General features: G+C 69.5%; 15 protein-coding genes. 6 read left to right on the top strand and 9 right to left on the bottom strand.

What is annotated here, in order from left to right:
• Nucleotides 1-37: 37 nt before the first annotated feature.
• The 7 genes from BM349_RS01300 to BM349_RS01270 all read right to left on the bottom strand — a co-directional run bounded on the left by BM349_RS01300 (nucleotide 38) and on the right by BM349_RS01270 (nucleotide 9,213).
• Nucleotides 38-1,339, bottom strand: coding sequence for a UDP-glucose dehydrogenase family protein (locus BM349_RS01300; RefSeq protein WP_091701485.1), 1,302 nt, complete (start codon nucleotides 1,337-1,339; stop codon nucleotides 38-40).
• Between the two features lie 84 nt (nucleotides 1,340-1,423).
• Nucleotides 1,424-3,145: a S8 family serine peptidase gene (locus BM349_RS18495; RefSeq protein ID WP_175525150.1), complete on the bottom strand. Its 1,722-nt coding sequence runs from the start codon at nucleotides 3,143-3,145 to the stop codon at nucleotides 1,424-1,426.
• Nucleotides 3,146-3,191: 46 nt separating this feature from the next.
• Nucleotides 3,192-5,240, bottom strand: coding sequence for a glycosyltransferase (locus BM349_RS01290; protein ID WP_091701480.1), 2,049 nt, complete (start codon nucleotides 5,238-5,240; stop codon nucleotides 3,192-3,194).
• Nucleotides 5,237-5,791 (bottom strand): acyltransferase, encoded by a 555-nt coding sequence (locus BM349_RS18875; RefSeq protein ID WP_091701478.1) that lies wholly within the window; start codon nucleotides 5,789-5,791, stop codon nucleotides 5,237-5,239. The genes BM349_RS01290 and BM349_RS18875 overlap by 4 nt, the downstream gene beginning before the upstream one ends.
• Nucleotides 5,788-7,092 carry a wax ester/triacylglycerol synthase domain-containing protein gene (locus BM349_RS01280; RefSeq protein WP_175525149.1) on the bottom strand — a complete coding sequence of 435 codons (1,305 nt, stop codon included), beginning with the start codon at nucleotides 7,090-7,092 and terminating at the stop codon, nucleotides 5,788-5,790. Before BM349_RS01280 ends, BM349_RS18875 begins: the two co-directional genes overlap by 4 nt.
• On the bottom strand, nucleotides 7,089-8,027 hold the full coding sequence (locus BM349_RS01275; protein ID WP_091701471.1) for a glycosyltransferase family 2 protein: 939 nt from the start codon (nucleotides 8,025-8,027) through the stop codon (nucleotides 7,089-7,091). The genes BM349_RS01280 and BM349_RS01275 overlap by 4 nt, the downstream gene beginning before the upstream one ends.
• Nucleotides 8,011-9,213 (bottom strand): glycosyltransferase family 4 protein, encoded by a 1,203-nt coding sequence (locus BM349_RS01270; protein ID WP_091701469.1) that lies wholly within the window; start codon nucleotides 9,211-9,213, stop codon nucleotides 8,011-8,013. The genes BM349_RS01275 and BM349_RS01270 overlap by 17 nt, the downstream gene beginning before the upstream one ends.
• 264 nt (nucleotides 9,214-9,477) lie before the next feature.
• On the opposite strand from BM349_RS01270, the gene BM349_RS01265 reads away from it, so the two are divergent.
• Genes BM349_RS01265 through BM349_RS01240 form a run of 6 tightly spaced genes read left to right on the top strand, consistent with a single transcriptional unit; the run spans nucleotide 9,478 to nucleotide 15,849 of the window.
• A complete protein-coding gene (locus BM349_RS01265) occupies nucleotides 9,478-10,350 on the top strand; it encodes a YveK family protein (RefSeq protein ID WP_091701464.1) in 873 nt (290 codons plus the stop codon).
• Between the two features lie 10 nt (nucleotides 10,351-10,360).
• Nucleotides 10,361-11,956, top strand: coding sequence for an O-antigen ligase family protein (locus tag BM349_RS01260; protein WP_091701460.1), 1,596 nt, complete (start codon nucleotides 10,361-10,363; stop codon nucleotides 11,954-11,956).
• A complete protein-coding gene (locus BM349_RS01255; protein ID WP_091701456.1) occupies nucleotides 11,953-12,819 on the top strand; it encodes a glycosyltransferase family 2 protein in 867 nt (288 codons plus the stop codon). The genes BM349_RS01260 and BM349_RS01255 overlap by 4 nt, the downstream gene beginning before the upstream one ends.
• The gene (locus BM349_RS01250) at nucleotides 12,816-14,486 is read left to right on the top strand and encodes a lipopolysaccharide biosynthesis protein (RefSeq protein ID WP_091701452.1); all 1,671 of its coding nucleotides are present in this window, start codon (nucleotides 12,816-12,818) and stop codon (nucleotides 14,484-14,486) included. The genes BM349_RS01255 and BM349_RS01250 overlap by 4 nt, the downstream gene beginning before the upstream one ends.
• Nucleotides 14,483-15,358: an SGNH/GDSL hydrolase family protein gene (locus BM349_RS01245; protein WP_091701448.1), complete on the top strand. Its 876-nt coding sequence runs from the start codon at nucleotides 14,483-14,485 to the stop codon at nucleotides 15,356-15,358. The genes BM349_RS01250 and BM349_RS01245 overlap by 4 nt, the downstream gene beginning before the upstream one ends.
• An 11-nt stretch (nucleotides 15,359-15,369) precedes the next feature.
• On the top strand, nucleotides 15,370-15,849 hold the full coding sequence (locus BM349_RS01240) for an acyltransferase (RefSeq protein ID WP_091701443.1): 480 nt from the start codon (nucleotides 15,370-15,372) through the stop codon (nucleotides 15,847-15,849).
• 13 nt (nucleotides 15,850-15,862) lie between these two features.
• Here BM349_RS01240 and BM349_RS01235 read toward each other — a convergent pair whose 3' ends face one another.
• Together BM349_RS01235 and BM349_RS01230 are read right to left on the bottom strand one after the other, a co-directional pair.
• Entirely contained in the window at nucleotides 15,863-16,810 is a 948-nt protein-coding gene (locus BM349_RS01235; protein ID WP_091701438.1) for a glycosyltransferase, read from the bottom strand.
• A gap of 12 nt (nucleotides 16,811-16,822) precedes the next feature.
• Nucleotides 16,823-18,331 carry a sugar transferase gene (locus BM349_RS01230; RefSeq protein ID WP_091701434.1) on the bottom strand — a complete coding sequence of 503 codons (1,509 nt, stop codon included), beginning with the start codon at nucleotides 18,329-18,331 and terminating at the stop codon, nucleotides 16,823-16,825.
• Nucleotides 18,332-18,497: the final 166 nt, after the last annotated feature.

The raw sequence follows: 18,497 nt of genomic DNA, 5'->3' as shown, positions 1-18,497 counted from the left end.
CCCGGGCATCCCCGACGGCGATGACGTCCGCGAGCCGCTACGAGCGCCCGAGTCCTGTGTAGGCGAAGCCCGCGGCCTTCCACGCCGCGGAGTCCAGCGCGTTGCGCGCGTCGATCACCAGCGGCTGCCGGACGATCGAGGCGACGTGCTCCGGATCGAGGGCGGTGTACTCCGGCCACTCGGTGACCAGGACGGTGAGGTCCGCGTGACGCAGCGCCTCGTCGGTCACCTCGGTGTAGAGCAGCTGCGGATGCCGCGCACGAGCGTTGTCGAGCCCCTCCGGGTCGGTGACCACGACGTCCGCGCCGAGCCCCTTGAGACGAACGGCGACATCCAGCGCCGGGGAGTCGCGCACGTCGTCGGAGTGCGGTTTGAACGACACCCCGAGCACGGCGACCTTGCGCCCGAACACCGATCCGCCGAGCACCTCGACCGCGAGATCGGCGACCCGATCGCGTCTGCGCATGTTGATGGCATCCACCTCCTTCAGGAACGCGACCGACTCGCCGCGTCCGAGCTCTTCCGCACGTGCCGTGAACGCTCTGATGTCCTTCGGGAGGCATCCGCCGCCGAACCCGACTCCGGCATTGAGGAATCGCCTGCCGATCCGCGCGTCGTGGCCGATCGCATCGGCCAGCTGCGTGACGTCCGCCCCGGTGACCTCGGCGATCTCGGCCATCGCGTTGATGAACGAGATCTTCGTGGCGAGGAACGCATTGGCCGCGACCTTGACCAGCTCCGCGGTGGCGTAGTCGGTCACCAGGCGCGGCGATCCGCCGCCGATCGCGCTCGCGTACACCTCGTCCAGAATCGGCACGGCCCGGTCGTCGGCGACTCCGTAGACGAGACGATCGGGCTCGATCGTGTCCTTGACGGCGTAGCCTTCCCGCAGGAACTCGGGGTTCCATGCCAGCATGGCGCCCGATCCGCCCGCGTCGACGATCTCGGCGAGCCGCGCCGCGGTGCCGACCGGCACCGTGCTCTTGCCCACCACGAGATCGCCTTCGGAGAGATAGGGCAGCAGCGACTCGATCGCCCCGTCGACGTAGGTCAGATCCGCCGCATACGAGTCCTTCGACTGCGGCGTGCCGACCGCGACGAAGTGCACCGACGCTCCCTGGACTTCCGCCATATCCGTCGTGAAGCGCAGCCGACCCGTCTCGAGGGCCGACGCGAGGATCTCCGGAAGCCCGGGCTCGAAGAACGGGGCCCTGCCCGCCGCGAGACTCGCGATCTTGCCCGCGTCGACGTCGACTCCGACGACCTCGTGGCCGAGCTCGGCCATCGCCGAGGCGTGGACGGCACCGAGATAGCCGCATCCGATCACTGACAGCTTCATCGCTTCTCCTCCCGTGTGCATGCGGTCGCATTTTCGACGAAGCAGCGGATCACGCGTCTCCTCTCCTAGGGTCCAGCGCCCTGGTCAGTTGCGGATGGTGATGGTCGTCACCGAGCTCGTGCCGACGTTTCCGGCGGCATCGCTCGCCTTGGCGACGACCGGGTAGGTGCCGTTCGGGTATGACCGCGACGAGAACGTCGCCCGCCAGCTCCCGTCGGACTGCTTCGTTCCGGCGCCGAGCTTGGTCGTACCCGACCAGAACGTGACGGCGGTCACCGCAACATCGTCGGTGGCCGTCGCGACGATCGCGCTGGTACCCGTGACGACGGAGCCCGAGGCGGGTGACGTGATGGTCACGGTCGGCGCGGTCCGGTCAGGGGTCGGCGTGGGCGTCGGTGTCGGCGTCGGGGTCGGGGTCGGCGTCGGGGTCGGGGTGGGAGTCGGCGTCGGGGTCGGCGTCGGCGTGGGAGTCGGCGTCGGGGTCGGCGTCGGCGTCGGCGTCGGCTCGACGACCCCGCCGGCCGGCACGGTCGATGCGAGGTAGCCGTAGTACTTGCCCGAGATCGGGCTCGTGTTCGGGTCCCCGGCGTACGAGTGTCCGCGGGCATCCGCGGCGACCGCCTGATTGCGCAGGATCGCGGCGATCTGCGCGGGCGACTTGCCGACGCAGTCGCGTCCGGGCAGCAGGCAGTTCAGTGCCACGCCGGTCAGTGCCGCGGTCGACATGCTCGTGCCCGACTGGATGTACCCGAAGCGATTGCCCTTGAGCGTCGTGTAAGGACACATGCCGGGCGATGCGAGCGTGTGCGCCGCATCCGCTGCCGAGACCGCCCAGTTCGAGTTGACGGCCGGGGTGTCGTCCTTCGTGCTCACCGCGCACGGCGCGCTGCCGACTCCGCCCGGCTTGCCGTCGTAGTCGGCGACGTTCGTGGCCGTGAGCACCTCGTCGTACGCCCCCGGCACGTAGCCGGCCATGTTCGCGGTGGAGTTGCCCGCCGCCGCGACCACCAGGACCCCCTGAGCGACCAGGCCGCAGATGGCCTGGTGCAGGGCGTCGCCGTTCGAATAGCCGCAGTTGCCGTCGTCGGCGCCGGGCGCGTTCAGGCTCATGTTCGCGACTTCGATGTCGTACGTGTCGGCGTTGTCGGCGACCCAGTCGATCGCGCAGAGCAGGGTCGACAGCGTGCCCCGGTTGTCCGCATCCATCGCGCGCACCGAGTAGATCGGTGCGCCCGGCGCGACGCCGACCGTTCCGATCCCGTTGTCGAAGGCGGCCATGAACCCGGAGACGCCGGTCCCGTGGCCGTTCCCGTCGTTCGCGTCGCCGGTGCCGAGGCAGTTCACGGCGAGGCCGCGGTTGTAGTCCTGGTGCACGTTGACGCCGGAGTCGATCACGGCGACGCCCGGACCGGTCCAGGCGGCCATGACGCCGTCGCCCGCCTTCACGGGCGCTTCGTCAGCTTCGACGGCGCCGATGTTCGGCGGCACCGTCTGCGCAGCGCCTTCGAACGCGACGTCGGGACTGACGGCGGTCACCCGGGAGTCGGCCGCGAGCCGCGTCGCCTGCGCCGAGGTCAGCGAGACCGTGAAGCCGTTGAGCGCACTGTCGTAGAGCCGCTCGATCTTCACCCCCGCGCGGGATGCGAGCGCCTTGGCGTCGACTCCGTCCGCGAGTGCGATGACGTACTTCCCCGCCGGCAGCGGTGCTGCCGTCGCCGGCGTCGCCGCCCCGATCACTCCGACCGCGAGCGCGAGCGCCGCGAAGATCCCCAGCGCGCGACCGCGCAGCGACGATCGATTCCCCATGCCCACAAGAGCCCCCACTCTTTCTCTTTCTTCAGTTGCCTTCGGTTCACAGTACGGAGCCTGTATTTCGCGCTCGTGACTTTTGGCGAAACTCCTCGAACGCGTCCATCGTGCTGAGCGCGATCGCATCCCAGTCGTACGAGGACACATCCACCGATTCCTCGCGGATCGGAGCGCATGCCCAGTCCAGGGACGCGAGCAGGTCGTCGGCCCCGAGCTCGCCGTCGTACAGACGGACCCATTCACCGCCGATGTCGGCCTGCAGCTCCCGCATCGCCCCGAGATCCGGGACCAGCACGGGCCTGTTGGCCGAGAGGGCGAGGATCGCCGAGCCGGAGTTCTGGATGCGACGGTAGGGCAGCACGACGAGGTCGGCGGCCGCGAGCAGCGTCGGCAGCTCGTCATCGGGGAGGAACCGCAGATCGAGCCGCACGCGCGGGTCCTCGCCGGCCGTGGCGCGGATCTGGGATGCCAGCGGCTTGGGCGCGCTGCCCGACACCATGAGCACGGCATCCGCGTCGGTCTCCCGGAAGGTGCGCACCAGATGCGGCACGTTCTTGTAATCCCGGATCTGCCCGACCGACGCGACGACCTTCGCGTCAGCCGGCAGGCCGAGGCGATCGCGCGCTTCCGCGCGGGAGATCGAGAAGTCGTAGGCGTCGCGATAGTGACCGTGCCTGGTGACGGCGCCGGGCGTCGCGGCGAGCTCCGGGTACGCGGCGCGAGCGGCCGTGAGCCCGCCCTCGGTGAGGGCCAGGATGCCGTCGATGTTGCGCATCAGCAGCCGATGCGCCGCCGACCGGATACGGCGGGAGGAGCGCTCCTCGTGCGATGACACGTTGTGCACGGTCCACACCATGACCGTGCCGCGCGGGCGTGAGAGTGCCAGTGTGCCGTAGAAGAGGGTCAGGCGCGTGATGTGGATGAGACGGCGCGGCCCGGTGAGGAAGGACAGGTCGGGCCAATGCAGATGCACGACGTCGGTCCGGCGGAAGAGCATGTGCCAGTAGTTCAGGTCGCCCACCCGCGCGCCGCGGCGTTGCATCGCGCGGTAGAGGTCGCGGTTGTAGGGGTTGGCGCGCTGGGTGCGGAACGCGGGCTCAGCCTGGACCACAAGGGGACGAGGAGCCTTGGGGCGGACGGAGCCCGGCGGCGGGGTCCGTCCGAACAGGGTGCGCTCGGCGCGCGGGTAGCCGCGTCGCCACGCTCCGCGCAGACCCCACACGTCGCGCCAGGTGCGGCGTCGTGAGCCGGTCGCGATCTCGAGCACGCCGCGCACACCGGATCCCGCCTGCAGCAGCAGGATGCCGATCACGGCGAGCAGTCGCGGCCACACCGCCCACAGGTAGGTCACCTTGCCCGCCATGACCATCGCCATCTTGCGGCCGCTGGATCCGGTCGATCCGCCCACGTCGTGCTGGATCACCGCATCCGGCACGACCACCGGGCGGAATCCGCGCTTCCAGGCGCGCGCGGAGAACTCCGCGTCCTCGCCATAGAGGAAGAACCGCTCATCCATCCCGCCGAGCAGCTCCCAGTCCGCGCGGCGGGCCAGCAGCAGGCATCCGGTCACGATCGGCACTTCGCGGACGCTGTCGCGCCGCCAGTCGCCGAGGGATTCCGGATCGAACAGGCGGGAGCCGCGGAAGACGGTCGTCAGGCCGGTCGCGAAGCAGAGCAGCGACCACAGGCTCGGCGCTCCCCAGCACGATGAGGGGTCGAGCGAACCATCTTCGCGGACCGTGCGGCCACCGTAGACGCCGTGCTCCGGATGGGCGAGCGCGAACCGCAGGAGCGCCTCGAGCGACCCCGGGAACGCCGTCGCGTCGGGGTTCAGGAGCAGGACGAACTCGCCATGACCGGCACGGACCCCGCGGTTGACCCCGCGCGCGAACCCGACGTTCTCGCCCACATCGACCACGAGCACCTCGGGATACGCGCTGGAGATCGCCTCCACGCTGCCGTCGGTCGAGCCGTTGTCGACGAGGATCACCCGGTGAGCGGGGAGGCGCTGGTCCAGGACCGATCCGATGCACTCGAGCGTGCGATCGCGGGTGTTGTAGTTGACGATGATGACATCGACGGTGGCGGTCATGCAGCCCCTGCCGTGGCGAGCGACTGCTCGGGGAGGGGACGGGTGCCGATCACCTTCGCGGGCACTCCGCCCACGATCGCGTTCGCGGGCACGTCGCGGGTCACCACGGCTCCCGCCGCGACGATCGCTCCGGCCCCGATCGTGACCCCGGCGAGCACGACGACATCCGCGCCGAGCCAGCTGCCCGAGCCGATCACGATGTCGCTCTCGATCTTCGGCTGGTCCATCACCGGGGTGCCCTGCTCGATGCCGTAGTTCGATGCGGTGACGGTCACCCGCGGAGCGAGCAGGCACTTCTCGCCGAACGTGATCCGGCCGACCGAGTTGCCCGCCCAGATCGTGGAGTACTCGCCGATGTGCGTGCCGCCGCCGATCGTGATGCGCTCCGCGTTCCGGAAGGACACGTTCGGCGCGAAGGTGACGTCGGGGCCCCGGTCCAGCTTCCGCACCTGCGACACGTGCGCGTACCCGTAGAAGTGCAGCACGCGGAGCCCGTGGAGGTACACGCGCGGGTCGATCACCGACAGCAGTGCGGTGGCATAGCGGTTCACTCGGCAGCCTTCCGATTCGCGGCAAGATCCTCGATCAGCTGCTGCAGGCGATCTGCCGAGCGCTGGACGTCGAGTTCGGCACGGCCGGCCACGGTGACGTTGAGCACGCCCTCGTACGTCGACGCGAAGACCGAGAACTCGTCGCGCGGATCGGATGCCGGCAGGGCGATGAGATTGCGCACTTCGGCACCGGCGAGATATCGCTTGTGGTCCGCCCACGGCACGATCGTCGCGTAGCCGATCGCCCGGCCCTCCGGCATGGTCTCGATCTCGGTCCCGCGTGAGAACGCGACGACCTGGCGTCGCACCTCGGGGACGAGCTCGGTCAGCTCGACGCCCGGGGCGCCGTGCACCCGGGTCAGCAGGACGTGATTGCGGATCTGCCGATCATGCTTGGTGCGGCGCGAGACCGGCACGAACACGTCGATGCCGAGATCGTCGTCGTCCACGGCGCGCATCGCCGCGGCGACCAGGAGGTCGTTGAGCGATCCGCGCAGCTTGGCCGCCGCGCGGGCGCTGGTCGACGCGTCCAGGGAGAAGAACGTGACCGTCGTGGGCGGCAGGTACGACTCGCGCAGGTTCTTGCGGCGGATCACCCACTCCTTGAGGAATCGGGTGTTGCGCCCGCCCATCCGCTTGGCGCGCTTGACGATCGGCTTGCGCCAGTACTCCGCCCATCCGGCGCGCAGAGAGGGCTGCTCCCTGACCCAGGCGACGGCCGCGTGGACCGGAATGGTCAGGGATGTGCGTGGCGCCCGCACCGGAGTGCTCTCGGGCGTAGGCTCGGGCACGGGGTCGGGATCGGTCACGAGCGTGAGACTGTCGAAGGCCCACTTCGCGTCGCCCACGACGTGGTGGAGCCGGAACCCGCACGCGATGTCGCCGTCGTTGAGCCGGGTGACGGTCATGTCCCACAGCGGCTTGTTCCGCGCGAGCGGAGGCCGGTTCACGCCCGCGAGCCGCTTGATCGACTCCGGGGTGAGGTCGTCGATGCCGTCGGCGAAGTGCACGTGCTGCGCGATGTCGTAGTCCTCGTCGGGCACCCAGGCGGGCGCCGTCAGGCCGAGCGGCGAGGGCATCAGACGCTTGCCGAGCTCCGGGATGCGCCCCATCGACTGGGTCACGGCCGCGATCACGCGGTCTCGATCGATGCTTCCGTCGGCCTGCGTCAGTGGCGCGCCGTCGACGACGAAGACACCGGCCGTGTGCATCGCCTCGAAGGCGAGGCTCGTGGCCATGTGCTTCTCGTCAAGGGTGCGCATGAGGTCGACGCTGACCGGTGGGGTCTGCGTATCCGTCATGCGGGCTCCTCTCGCGCCGCGGATGCGGCGATCGTCACAAGTGCGGGGATGCCGCCGCTCTGCCATGGAGGCACGAAACGCTCGCCGATCAGCGGCGTGCGCCAGGTGGCGCGGATGCCGTCGATCATGCCCATCAGCATCGCCAGGTCGTGGTCGCCCCGCTTGCCGGCCAGCCGCGCCCGTGCGATCCGCACGATCGTGCGCCCGCTCAGTCGCCATCCGACACTCACGCCGAACGCGGGGTCGGTGCGGAGCCACTTCGAGACCAGGGCTCCCAGTCCGCGCCCGTAGCCGCGGTGCAACGCCACGTACGCGTCGCCGACGCGGGTGTTCGCGTGGAGCACCACGCACGTTCCGTCGTGCACGATGCCCGTTCCGCCGCGCAGGATCCGGATGAAGATGTCGAGATCCTCGGCGCCGGCCATCCGCTGCCCCGCCCCCATCAGGTCGTCGAAGCCGCCCAGCCGCAGGAGCACTTCGCGCCGGAACGCCATGACGGCCCCGTGCCCGGCGTCGATGCCGGACAGCGGCCTCGTGTACCTCGTCTGGCGGTGGTAGGGGGCATCCGCCGAGACGGCGTGGTCGAGCATGCGCCCGGTCGCGGCCGAGACGGCATCCTCGTCGAAGTGGGCGATGAGCTTCTCGACCCAGCCCTCGGTCGGCCGGCAGTCGTCATCGGTGAAGATCACGATCGGGCGGTCGGCGGTGGTGATGCCCACGTTCCGCGCGACCGAAAGGCCTTTGCCGGAGCGCACGTACCCGACGCCGGCCGCTGCGGCGACGTCGCGGGTCTCGGACGTGCTGCTGGCGCTGTCCACCACCAGGATGCTGGTCTCGGGCGGCGTGGATGAATGGATCGCCTCGAGCGCGCCCTGCAGCATCTCAGGGCGATCGCGCGTGCACACGATGACGGTCACATCAGACGGAGACGGCATCCACACCCCCCTTCGCGAGGTGGGCGGAGGAGGACGAGCCGGCAACCGCGAGGGACGCGTGGTACGCGCCCTCCAGCCGCGCGCCCGCGGCCTCCCAGGTCAGCTCCGGGGCATGTGCGATCGCCGCGCTGGAGAGCTCGGCGAGGCGCGTTCGATCCTCGGACAGCAGATCGAGGTGACCGGTCAGTGCGGCGACGTCGCGGGGCTCGTGGATGAGGCCGTGCACCCCGTCGTCCAGCATCGCGCCGGCGGCACTCGAGACGAGGGGCACGCAGCCGGCTCCCTGGGCCTCGTAGGTGACCAGGGCGCTGCCCTCCTCGATCGTCGGCAGCAGGAGGACGTCGGATGCCGCGAGCGCGGCTCCGACCGAGGAGGAGAAGCCCACGACGCGGACGCTGGGATGGGCGAGCTCGCCGGCCAGAAGCTCCGCGTAGGCGGGGATCATGCGACCGACGATCGTGAAGGTGCCGTCGCGGCTCGCATCGGAGTCGATCCAGGCCCGCAGCGCATAGTGCAGGCCCTTTCTGGGCTCGCCGAGCCCGACGTAGACGGCGCGCAGCGGGCGGTTGCCGGCGCCGCGCGCCTCGATCCGGCGGGTGCCCGGGGTGAAGCCGTACTGATGGCGGAAGATCCGCTCGGCTGGGAACCCTTCGGCCACGAAGGATTCGGCCACGACCGTGGACGGTGCGAGGACGCCGGTGGCGGCATCCCACTCCGCCTGCTCCATGCGCAGGTGGGACGCGTCGGCGGTGTGCGCGGTGGAGACCGCGCCTACGAGCCCGAGGGAGCGGACCTCCTCCTCGACGACCCGCCATGCGTGCACCGTGTGGGTGTTCGGCGCCTCGCGGACCACGGCGGCGCCGCCGGCGCTCGCGGCGGCCGCGGTCAGCCCCGGCGCGAGGGGCCAGAGGTGCACGACGTCGGGACGCACCTTCTCATACGTGCGCTGCGCGACGCGATCGTGCCACGCGAACGCCCGATCGCGCCCGATCGAGCGGTGCGGGATGCGTCGCCCCGCGACGGAGAGGCTCTGAACGACGTCCGCACCGGCGACGGGGCGGGCGGTGCTCGCCGCGACGACCGTGACGTCGTGCCCGCGCCGGACCAGTTCGTTCACCTGATTCCAGGCGGTCCATCCGATCCCGGGCGCGCCGAGCGCATGCGGAAACGATACGAGAATCTTCATGCCGCCCCCCAGCTGCTGATCGGGTCACGTGAGCTTCTCGTGACCCTTTCCTCCACTGTGAACGGGGCGGCGCCGCCGATGCAAGGCGATCGGCATCCTTCCACCGAATTGTCGTCAGCCATTAACAATCCGGCAACACGCTCGGATTGTTCGTCGCTCATCATGAGTGTGGGGATCAATCTCACCGACCAGGTGAGTTCTTCTCGTCCAGCGCCACGGCGGCGAATCCATCACTCGCCCGTGGGGGCGTTACGGGAGTGAACAATGGAAATTCCTAAGTATCTTCAAATCCTCTGGAACAGCAAGTGGCTGCTCCTGATCGGGATCCTGGTGGCGGCGACAGCCGGCTTCTTCGCAGGATTCAAGATCGAGGGCGGCGAAGTCGTACCGAGAGCAGAGCAGACCTACAACTCGAGCACGACGGTCATGATCAGCAGTCAGACCCAGCCGCTGTATCAGGCGGTCATCCCGGGTCAGCCGCTCGTCGAAGGTCAGACCCAGCCGACGGATGTCGATCTGACCTCGAAGGCCATCATCTACGCGTACCTCGTCAGCGGCGCGGACATGCGCAGCTCTGTCGAAGACGCGGTCGGCCAGCTCGATGACACCGAGGCGCTCACCGCGCTGCGGCGCACGACGCAGCCCGGCGGGGACGAGGCGTTCCCCGGCAGGTACAGCCTGCCGATCATCGAGGTCGTCGGAACGTCGACCATCCCGGATCGCGCCGAGGCCATCGCCACGACCGCGACGGATTCGTTCCTCACGCAGGTGGTCGCCGACCAGGATGAGCAGCAGATCCCGCCGACCGATCGGGTCGTGCTGACGGTGATCAACACCACGCCGCCGAAGGCGGTCGAGGGCAGCAACCCGATGATCCCGGTCGTCGTCGCCTTCCTGGGCGTCTTCTTCCTCTTCGTCGCGGCGGCGTTCATCATCGCCGGCGCGAAGTCCAGCCGTGCGAAGAAGAAGGCGGCGAAGGGCGATGAGCCCGAGGCGACCGTGACCGAGGACTCGGACACAGCCGACGACGAGGCTCCTGAGGAGCTCGTCACGCGCACCCGACGTGCGAAGCGGAGTGACTCGGAGGCGACCGTCGACGAGGACTCCGAGGAGCGCGAACCCGCTCCGGTCGGCTGATCGGCGCGTCGTGACACTCCTCCCCTCAACCGAGGACACCCGCGACGCGACCGCGGCCGACCCGACGCGCCCGGCCGCCGCTCCCGATGGAGAGGGCACCACCCTCTCCATCGGGAGGCAGGTCGCCGCCGTGGTCGTGCTTGCCGCGATCGCGACAGTGAGCGTGCTCTTCCTGCCTCCGATCGTCGCGGGCGGCGTCATGATCGGCGTCGCGATCCTGTACCTCGGGCGCAAGGCGATCTTCTCGTTCACAGGCGGACTGGTGATCCTGGTCGCGATCATCATGTTCATCCCGGTGCGACGCTGGTCGCTGCCGATTCCGCTGGATTTCGCACTGGAGCCGTACCGCGTGATCCTGGTGCTGCTCGTGCTGGTCATCCTCGGCGCGCTCCTGGTCGACAAGAAGCGCACGTGGCAGCCCGTGGCATTCGGCTGGCCGATCGGGATCTTCTTCGCGAGTCTCGTGATCTCCATCCCGATGAACGGCACCGAACTGGTCCAGCAGGGACTCGCCTCGGATGCCGTGGGAGCGGTCGTCAACTACGCGATCCTGCTGTCGACGTTCTACGTCGTACGGCAGCTGCTGACCAAAGAGACGATCGTGATGGGTCTGGTCACCGGCCTGGTGTGGTGCGGCACCCTCGTCGCGTTCTTCGCGATCGTGGAGCGCGCGACCCGCGTCAACATCTTCCTGCGGCTGGATTCGTTCCTCCCCTTGATCGCATTGCGTGAGGAAGGCGAGGCATTCCGCGCGGGCGGCTACCGCTCGTACGGCTCCGCCCAGCACCCGATCGCGCTGTCGGTGATGCTCTGCATGCTGATCCCTCTGGCGATCTACCTGGCGAAGTACGGGAAATGGCCCCGGAACGAGCTCAGCCGGCGCATCCTGTACGGAATCGCGACCGTGTTCCTGCTCGGCGGCGTGCTCTCGGCGGTGTCGCGGACGGCGGTCATCGTCCTTGCGGTCATGTTCATCCTGACGCTCATCCTCCGACCCTGGCTCGGCCTGCTGCTGCTTGCGTTCGGGCTGCCTGCCCTCGTCATCGGATTCCTGGCCGTGCCGAAGGTCTTCGACACGCTTCTGCTCTCGTTCCTCGACGTCGACGGGCTCATCGCCTCGCAGCAGACCTCACCCGGATTCCGAGGTGCCGGCCGATTGGCCGACCTCGGTCCTTCGCTGGCTCTGTATGTGATGAGACCGTTCTTCGGAACCGGCGTCGGCAGCCGCATCGTGGTGGGCGACGACCAGAACGCGTACATCCTAGACAACCAGATCCTCGGTTCGATGCTCGAGACCGGGGCGGTCGGGGTCATCGGCGTCGCGGCGCTCACCCTCATCCCGCTCATCATGATCCTGCGGTGGACGGTCACCGTCGCGAAGCACGACCCGCGATTCGGGTTCCTGGGGTTCGCGATCGTCGTCTCGGGCGCCGGGTACACGGCGGCGCTGTTCTTCTACGACGCGTTCGGCTTCTACCAGACGTTCTTCGTGCTGTGCATCCTCTTCGCGATCGGCGCATGGCTGATCACGTCGAGTCCGCCCGCGCTGCGGGCACGGGCTGAGCGGGAGGCGGGGACGCTCGCGGTCGAACGGGTCGCTGCATGACGCCGACGCTCAGCATCGTCATCCCGGCGCACGATGAGGGTGCGCTCATCGCGCGCACCCTCAGGCACACGTTCGATGGGGCCACCGCAGGGGAGTTCGAGGTGATCGTCGTGGCGAACGGATGCAGCGACGACACCGCGCACTACGCCGCGACGGCGGGCGCCGGCATCCGGGTCATCGAGATCGCGGAGGCCTCGAAGATCGCCGCGCTGAACGCCGGCGACGCTGCGGCATCCATCCTCCCGCGCGTGTACCTCGACGCGGACGTCCGCATCGACGTGGCCACCCTGCGCGCGCTCGCGCGCGTGCTCGGGGACAGCTCGACGCCGCGCGTGGCGGCACCCGGCATGATCGTCGACAGTTCGCGGTCGTCGTTCGCGGTCCGCCAGTTCCAGCGCATCTGGGCGGAGTCGGACTACCGTCGAACAGCACATGTCGGTTCGGGCATCTACGCGGTGAACGGTGCCGGCCGCGAGCGTTGGGCGGCGTTCCCGGATGTCATCGCCGACGATCGCTTCGTTCAGCAGCGGTTCCTGCCCGAGGAGCGCACCACTCTCAGCGGCCACACCTTCACGATCTATGCCCCGAAGGACATGAAGACCCATGTGCGACGCGCGACACGCATCGAAGTGGGCAACCAGTCCCTTCCCCGGGAAGTGCAGCTTGCGACGCAGGATGCCGCCGGCTCGCGCTACGGCAAGCTGCTGCGCCGTGTCGCCCGGCGTCCGTCGCTCTGGTTCGCCCTGCCGTTCTACGTGTACGGCTATGCGGTGCCGCGGATGCGAGCGCGCCGAGCCCTGCGACGCGGCCGTTCGGTCAGCTGGTCTCGGGACGCGTCCTCGAGGACGCTGGTGGACGCATGACCGCGCCGACTTCCCCGCCGGCACCCGAGGCTCCGGAGGCCGCGGCGAAGAGCCCTGCGGTGAAGAATCCTGCACTGAAGAACCTGGGCCACACGGCGTCGCGCGGTGCCGCAGTGACGGCGAGCGGTCTCTGGCTGAAGACCCTCATCCAGCTCGTCTCCACGATGCTGCTGGCGCGACTGCTCGACCCGAGCGACTTCGGCCTCGTCGTCATGATCATGGCGATCGTCGGCGTCGCGGACCTCGTGCGCGATTTCGGCATGACGGGCGCGATCCTGCAGGCACGGACGCTGACGCAGCGCCAGTGGTCGGGGCTCCTGTGGTTCTCCGCCCTCCTCGGGGGCGGGCTGATGGTCGTCATCGCCGCCTGCGCGCCGCTGATCGCGGCCCTCTACGGAGAGCCGCAGCTGCTCGTGCTGACCCTGGCCGTGGCGCCGACCCTTCTGCTGAACGGCCTCGCCATGCCCTTGCAGGCATCGATCCAGCGCGACCTCCGCTTCGGCACGCTCGCGATGATCGACATCGTCGCGATGCTCGTGGGCGTCGTGCTCTCGCTGATCGCCGCGGTGCTCGGCTTCGGGGTGTGGTCGCTGGTCATCCTCGCCGGCGCGGGACAGGTGTACCGCCTGATCGCGCTCTGGATCGCCGCGAAGCCCAAGTGGGGCAGGCCGCGGCTCGGGCGCGACGTGATTCCCCTGATCACCACCGGCGGCAGCATCTTCGGCGTGCAGCTGCTCAACTACGCCGCACGCAACCTCGACAACGTCATCATCGGCCAGCAGCTCGGGCCCGCCGCGCTCGGCCAGTACTCGCGCGCATACGCCCTGTTCCTGCTCCCGCAGCAGCAGCTGAACGGCCCGCTCGGCCGGGTCGCCCTGCCGGTCCTCAGCCGGCTTCAGGACGACGGCGAACGATACCGCCGCTACATCCGCGGGTCGCTGTCGATCATCGGCTACCTCTCGCTTCCCACGTATGCGATCGCCGCTGCCGTTGCCGGCCCGTTGATCGCCGTGCTGCTCGGCCCCGGGTGGGAGGAGGCCGCAGTGATCTTCAGCCTCCTCGCGATCGCCGGGATGGCTCAGGCCATCGGCAACGTCCAGGGCTGGTTGTTCATCACCCTCGGGCGCGCGCACCGGCAGCTGATCTACTCGCTGATCACCCGGCCGATCGTGATCGCGATGTTCTTCGTCGGCATCTGGTGGAACGGCATGGAGGGGCTCGCGCTCCTGTACGGCCTGATCACGCTCGTGATGCTGGTGCCCGGCTTCATCGTCGCGATCCGCGGGACGTTCCTGCGCGGCTGGTCCGACCTCTGCGCGCCGCTGGTGCGTCCGGTGCTCATGACGCCGTTCGCGTTCGCCGCATCGTGGGGCGCGGTGATGCTGACCACCGGGTGGCCGGCGCTCCTCCAGGTGCTCATCGGCGGCCTCGCCGGACTTGCGGCGATGGCGGTGTTCCTCGTGATCCCGGCGTATCGCCGCGACATGAAGGCGATCCTCGACTTCGCCCTCAAGGCTCGCCGCCCGGCTCCGCACCAGAGCGCGTCCGATCCCGACCTCCCCGAGAACACGCCCGCCGCGGTCCTCGGGGTGGCCGAGATCGGCCCGGACGAGATCTCGAGCACCCTCCGTGCCGAGCAGGCTGCAGCGAAGGGCGGGACGACATGAATCCGATGAGAGGGCTCGGCCGCAGGAAGCTGGTCGCAGCTGTCGTGATCGCCGCTGCGCTGGCCGTCTCCGGCTGCACGGCAGCCGAGCCCGAGCAGGTCGCGACCCCCACCCCCAGTGCGACGCTGCCCGACATCTCGACGATCGCCGTCGTGGGCGATTCGATGTCGCTCGGCGTGAATGCATGCGCCGAGCAGGGGGTGTGCGAGCAGGTCTCGTGGGCGGTGGGCACCGATCCTGCCGTGAACTCGGTGGCCAGTCGCTGGGGTCAGCTCAGCGGCACGGCGCCAGAGACGATGGCGCTCGCGCGCCCCGGTGCGGGCATCGGAACGCGGGATGCCGCCATCCGCGCCCTGACCGACTCCGACGCCGACCTCGTGCTGGTCCTGGTCGGCGCGAACGACATCTGCACCGCGAGCATGTCGGCGATCACGCCGACCGAGACCTTCGCCGCGGGGTACGCCGACCTCCTGGCGCGCACGCGCGATGCGCTCCCCGACGCGACAGTCGTCGCCCTGTCGATCCCCGACCTTCTGCAGCTGTGGCGGGTAGGGAGGACGGACCCGACCGCGGTGAAGGCCTGGAACTCGAGCACCTCGTGCACCTCGATGCTCGACAACGCGACCTCCGACGCGCCCGAGGACGAAGCGCGCCGGGCGGTCATCCAGGAGACGATCGACGCGGACAACGCGGCGATCGCAGCGGCCTGTGCCGCGAGCGAGGGGTGCATCTCCGACGGCGGAGCCGTCAATGCCGTCGAGTTCACCAAAGCCGAGGTCTCGACGCTGGACCATTTCCATCCCTCAGTCGCGGGGCAGGCGGCGATCGCCGCGGCCGCGTGGACCGTCGTGGAAGAGGCGCTCGTCCCCTAGGGCGGGCACGCATGCGCTTCAAGAGCTTCATCGCGGCTGTCGCGTCTTCCCGCGTGTGGTCGCCGACCAGCCGGACGCGGCTGCTCCGACGCGCGGGGGCGAGCATCGGTCGCGCGCGCGTGCTCTCCGGCATCCGCTTCATCGGCGATGCCTCAGTCCTCACGATCGGCGACGGCGTCTTCGTCAACGCCGAGCTCCTGGTCGGCGCCAACGCCCAGGTGACGATCGGATCGGGCGTGCGGATAGGCCCGCGCTGCGCGCTGGTGCCGACGACGCATGAACTCGGTCCGTCTTCGGCGCGGGCAGGTGCCACGGTCGCGGCGCCGATCCTCATCGGAGACGGATGCTGGCTCGGCGCGGGCGTCACGATCCTCTCCGGCGTCACCGTCGGAGCGGGCACGGTGATCGCGGCAGGCGCCGTGGTGACGGCGGACTGCGAGCCCGACGCGCTGTACGGCGGAGTGCCCGCCAAGCTGCTGCGCCGGCTCTGACCGACCGGTCGCCCTAGGCGGCGATCGACATCGGCGGCGCCTGCACCATCTGAACCGACCGCGACGCCGCGCTCAGGAGCACATCGTCGTAGAGGTCCTCGGGCATGCGCATGAACGCGAGTCCGCGCCGCTGCATCTCGGCTGCGATCTGCAGCTGATGGTCGTCGATGTGCTCGCCGTGCTTGGCGAGCCGCGGAACCAGGATCGGGAACTTCCCCTGCTCGAACGCCGTGATCGCGGATCCGGTGCCGGAGTGGGCGATCACCACGTCGGCCTCCCGGACGGCCTCGTTGAGCTCCGCGTGCGGCACCCGGTCCCGGCCCTCGATGCCCCAGCGGGACATGTCCTGCGAGCCGGTCTGCCACAGCACCTCGTCGCAGTCCGCGAGCAGCGGCACCAGGGCGTCGTAGAGACGGTCGAAGGAGTACCCCTCCTGGGTTCCGACCGTGACCACGGCCTTGCGGATGCGCGAGGGGACTGGGCTCGACGGGCCGGCGGTGAAGCCGTCGTAGATCGATCCGCCGTACTGCCACCGCGAGCTCTGCCAGGACGGGTACTGCGTGTAGGTGTGGACGTTCCTCCGGCGCTGCAGGATGCGCCCGGACATCGACGGCCCGTCCGCCCGGGCCGCGCTCTCGATGTAGTGCGCCTCCGCGCCGTGCGCGGCCGCCATGGGCAGGACGGCGACGGCGGGGCTCGACCCGGTGCTGAACGCTCGGTCGTACGTGTGCTCCCGCATCACGCGCGATGCCAGCGAGCGGAGGCGCCAGAGGTTGCGCAGATCGCGCGGTGCCACGAACGGTGCGTAGTGCACCTCGCGGCCCTCCAGGAGCGAAGAGGAGAGGCCGTTCTCGAACGTGATCCAGACCTGGTCCTCGGGGTCGACACCCAGTCGGGATGACAGGGTGAACAGCTGCTTCAGGTGTCCGCCGCCGGAGCAGACCATCATCGTCTTCGCCATCGTCTGCTCCCTCTAGTAGGCGCCGTCGTGCTTGAACATCTGGACGACCGTGCGCATGATCAGCATCAGATCGCCCGTGAAGGACCAGTTCTCCACGTAATAGAGGTCCAGTCGGACGCTGTCCTCCCAGCTGAGGTCGCTGCGTCCGCTGACCTGCCAGAGGCCGGTGATGCCGGGCTTGGACAGCAGGCGCCGCGTCTCGTGGCCGGCGTACAGCTCGACCTCGCTCGGCAGCGGCGGCCGGGGTCCGACCAGGCTCATCTCTCCGCGCAGCACGTTCCACAGCTGCGGCAGCTCGTCCAGGGAGAATCGCCTGAGGACACGCCCCACGCGGGTGATGCGGGGGTCGTCCTTGAGCTTGAAGAGCACCCCGTTGCCCTCGTTGAGGGCGAGGAGCTCGGCCCGCTTGGCGTCGGCATCCACGACCATCGAGCGGAACTTCAGCATCATGAACGTCGAGCCGCCCACTCCGACCCGCTCCTGCCGGAACAGGGCGGGTCCCTTGTCGCTCATCCGCACGGCGAGTGCGATCCCGCCGAGGAGGGGCGAGAGCACCAGGAGTGCCGAAGCCGAGGCGAACACGTCGAACGCCCGCTTCGCCGTGTGGGCGACGCCGGTGTACTGGGGAAGCTGGACGTGCACCATCGGCAGCCCGACGACGGGGCGCAGGTGAACCCGGGGGCCGGCCACATCGGTCAGCCGTGAGACGAGGATCAGCTCGGCGCGCGAGTTCTCGAGCTCCCAGCCCATCTCGCGGATGCGATCGCGACCGCCCGGCAGGTCGCCGGCGACGATGAGCGCTCGTGCCCGGGAATCCTTGGTGGCCGACACGACGTCGTCGAACGCCACATGCGGCACCGCGGCGAGGTAGTCCTGCGTCGAGGCGGGCGCATCCTCGAGGCGGTCGGTGAGCGCCACGGCGATCGAGCGGTAGCCGGCCCGCACGTTGCGTCTCAGCTCGCTCACGGTGCGTTCGACGTCGGCTGCCGGGCCGACCACGATCGCTCCGGTCAGGCACCGCCCCTCGCGGCGCATCTTCAAGAGGACTCTGCGCCAGATGAACCGGTTGCACACCAGCAGCAGCCATCCGGCCGGGAGGGTCAGCGCGACGTAGCCGCGTGCGAAGTCGATCTGGGCGAGGTAGCAGAAGATCGCGACGATCCCGAAGGCCACGAGCGTGGCATTGGTCACGCGCTGGTACTCGGTCAGGCCCTCCCCGATGATCCGCTTGGCCCGGCTCTTGGCGCCGGACAGCGCGATGAGCCAGACGGCGGCGACGCAGACGGCGGCGATCGTGTATCCGGGCGCGGCATCGGGCAGACCGGACGGTCCGACGCCGAAGCGGACGAAGGTCGCAGCGATCAGCGACAGTCCGATGGCGATCGAGTCGCCGATCACGATGCCCGTGACGAGGCGCTGGAACCATGCCAGGGTCAGCGGCTGACGAGGCACGGCCCCGCGCGCCACGGAGTCCCACGGCTGCGTGCGATGTGCGGACAGCGATTGACTGACGGAGCTCATTCCGACCCCCCAAGGTCCCTGTGAGCGGGAAACGATTGTTGGGGCGGCTGTGACCCGGGCTGGACCTGTCAGTCCAGTGCCGACAGGTCGCGGTGGAGCGGGTGGAGTCTGTGGAGCACGTGGTGCATCGGCCTCGGCGAGGCGGGGCCAGGCCCCCAGACTACGG

Origin of the sequence: Microbacterium sp. cf046, from assembly GCF_900114345.1 — a bacterium.
In the GTDB taxonomy this organism is placed as follows: domain Bacteria; phylum Actinomycetota; class Actinomycetes; order Actinomycetales; family Microbacteriaceae; genus Microbacterium.
This window is presented reverse-complemented; position numbering and strand designations above follow the sequence as displayed.

Coding starts and splice junctions, on each gene's coding strand:
- BM349_RS01245 (WP_091701448.1), top strand. CDS start 14,483: ATGAATCCGATGAGAGGGCTCGGCCGCAGGAAGCTGGTCGCAGCTGTC.
- BM349_RS01240 (WP_091701443.1), top strand. CDS start 15,370: ATGCGCTTCAAGAGCTTCATCGCGGCTGTCGCGTCTTCCCGCGTGTGG.
- BM349_RS18495 (WP_175525150.1), bottom strand. CDS start 3,145: ATGGGGAATCGATCGTCGCTGCGCGGTCGCGCGCTGGGGATCTTCGCG.
- BM349_RS01250 (WP_091701452.1), top strand. CDS start 12,816: ATGACCGCGCCGACTTCCCCGCCGGCACCCGAGGCTCCGGAGGCCGCG.
- BM349_RS01300 (WP_091701485.1), bottom strand. CDS start 1,339: ATGAAGCTGTCAGTGATCGGATGCGGCTATCTCGGTGCCGTCCACGCC.
- BM349_RS01280 (WP_175525149.1), bottom strand. CDS start 7,092: ATGACGGATACGCAGACCCCACCGGTCAGCGTCGACCTCATGCGCACC.
- BM349_RS01230 (WP_091701434.1), bottom strand. CDS start 18,331: ATGAGCTCCGTCAGTCAATCGCTGTCCGCACATCGCACGCAGCCGTGG.
- BM349_RS01255 (WP_091701456.1), top strand. CDS start 11,953: ATGACGCCGACGCTCAGCATCGTCATCCCGGCGCACGATGAGGGTGCG.
- BM349_RS01290 (WP_091701480.1), bottom strand. CDS start 5,240: ATGACCGCCACCGTCGATGTCATCATCGTCAACTACAACACCCGCGAT.
- BM349_RS01270 (WP_091701469.1), bottom strand. CDS start 9,213: ATGAAGATTCTCGTATCGTTTCCGCATGCGCTCGGCGCGCCCGGGATC.
- BM349_RS01275 (WP_091701471.1), bottom strand. CDS start 8,027: ATGCCGTCTCCGTCTGATGTGACCGTCATCGTGTGCACGCGCGATCGC.
- BM349_RS01235 (WP_091701438.1), bottom strand. CDS start 16,810: ATGGCGAAGACGATGATGGTCTGCTCCGGCGGCGGACACCTGAAGCAG.
- BM349_RS01265 (WP_091701464.1), top strand. CDS start 9,478: ATGGAAATTCCTAAGTATCTTCAAATCCTCTGGAACAGCAAGTGGCTG.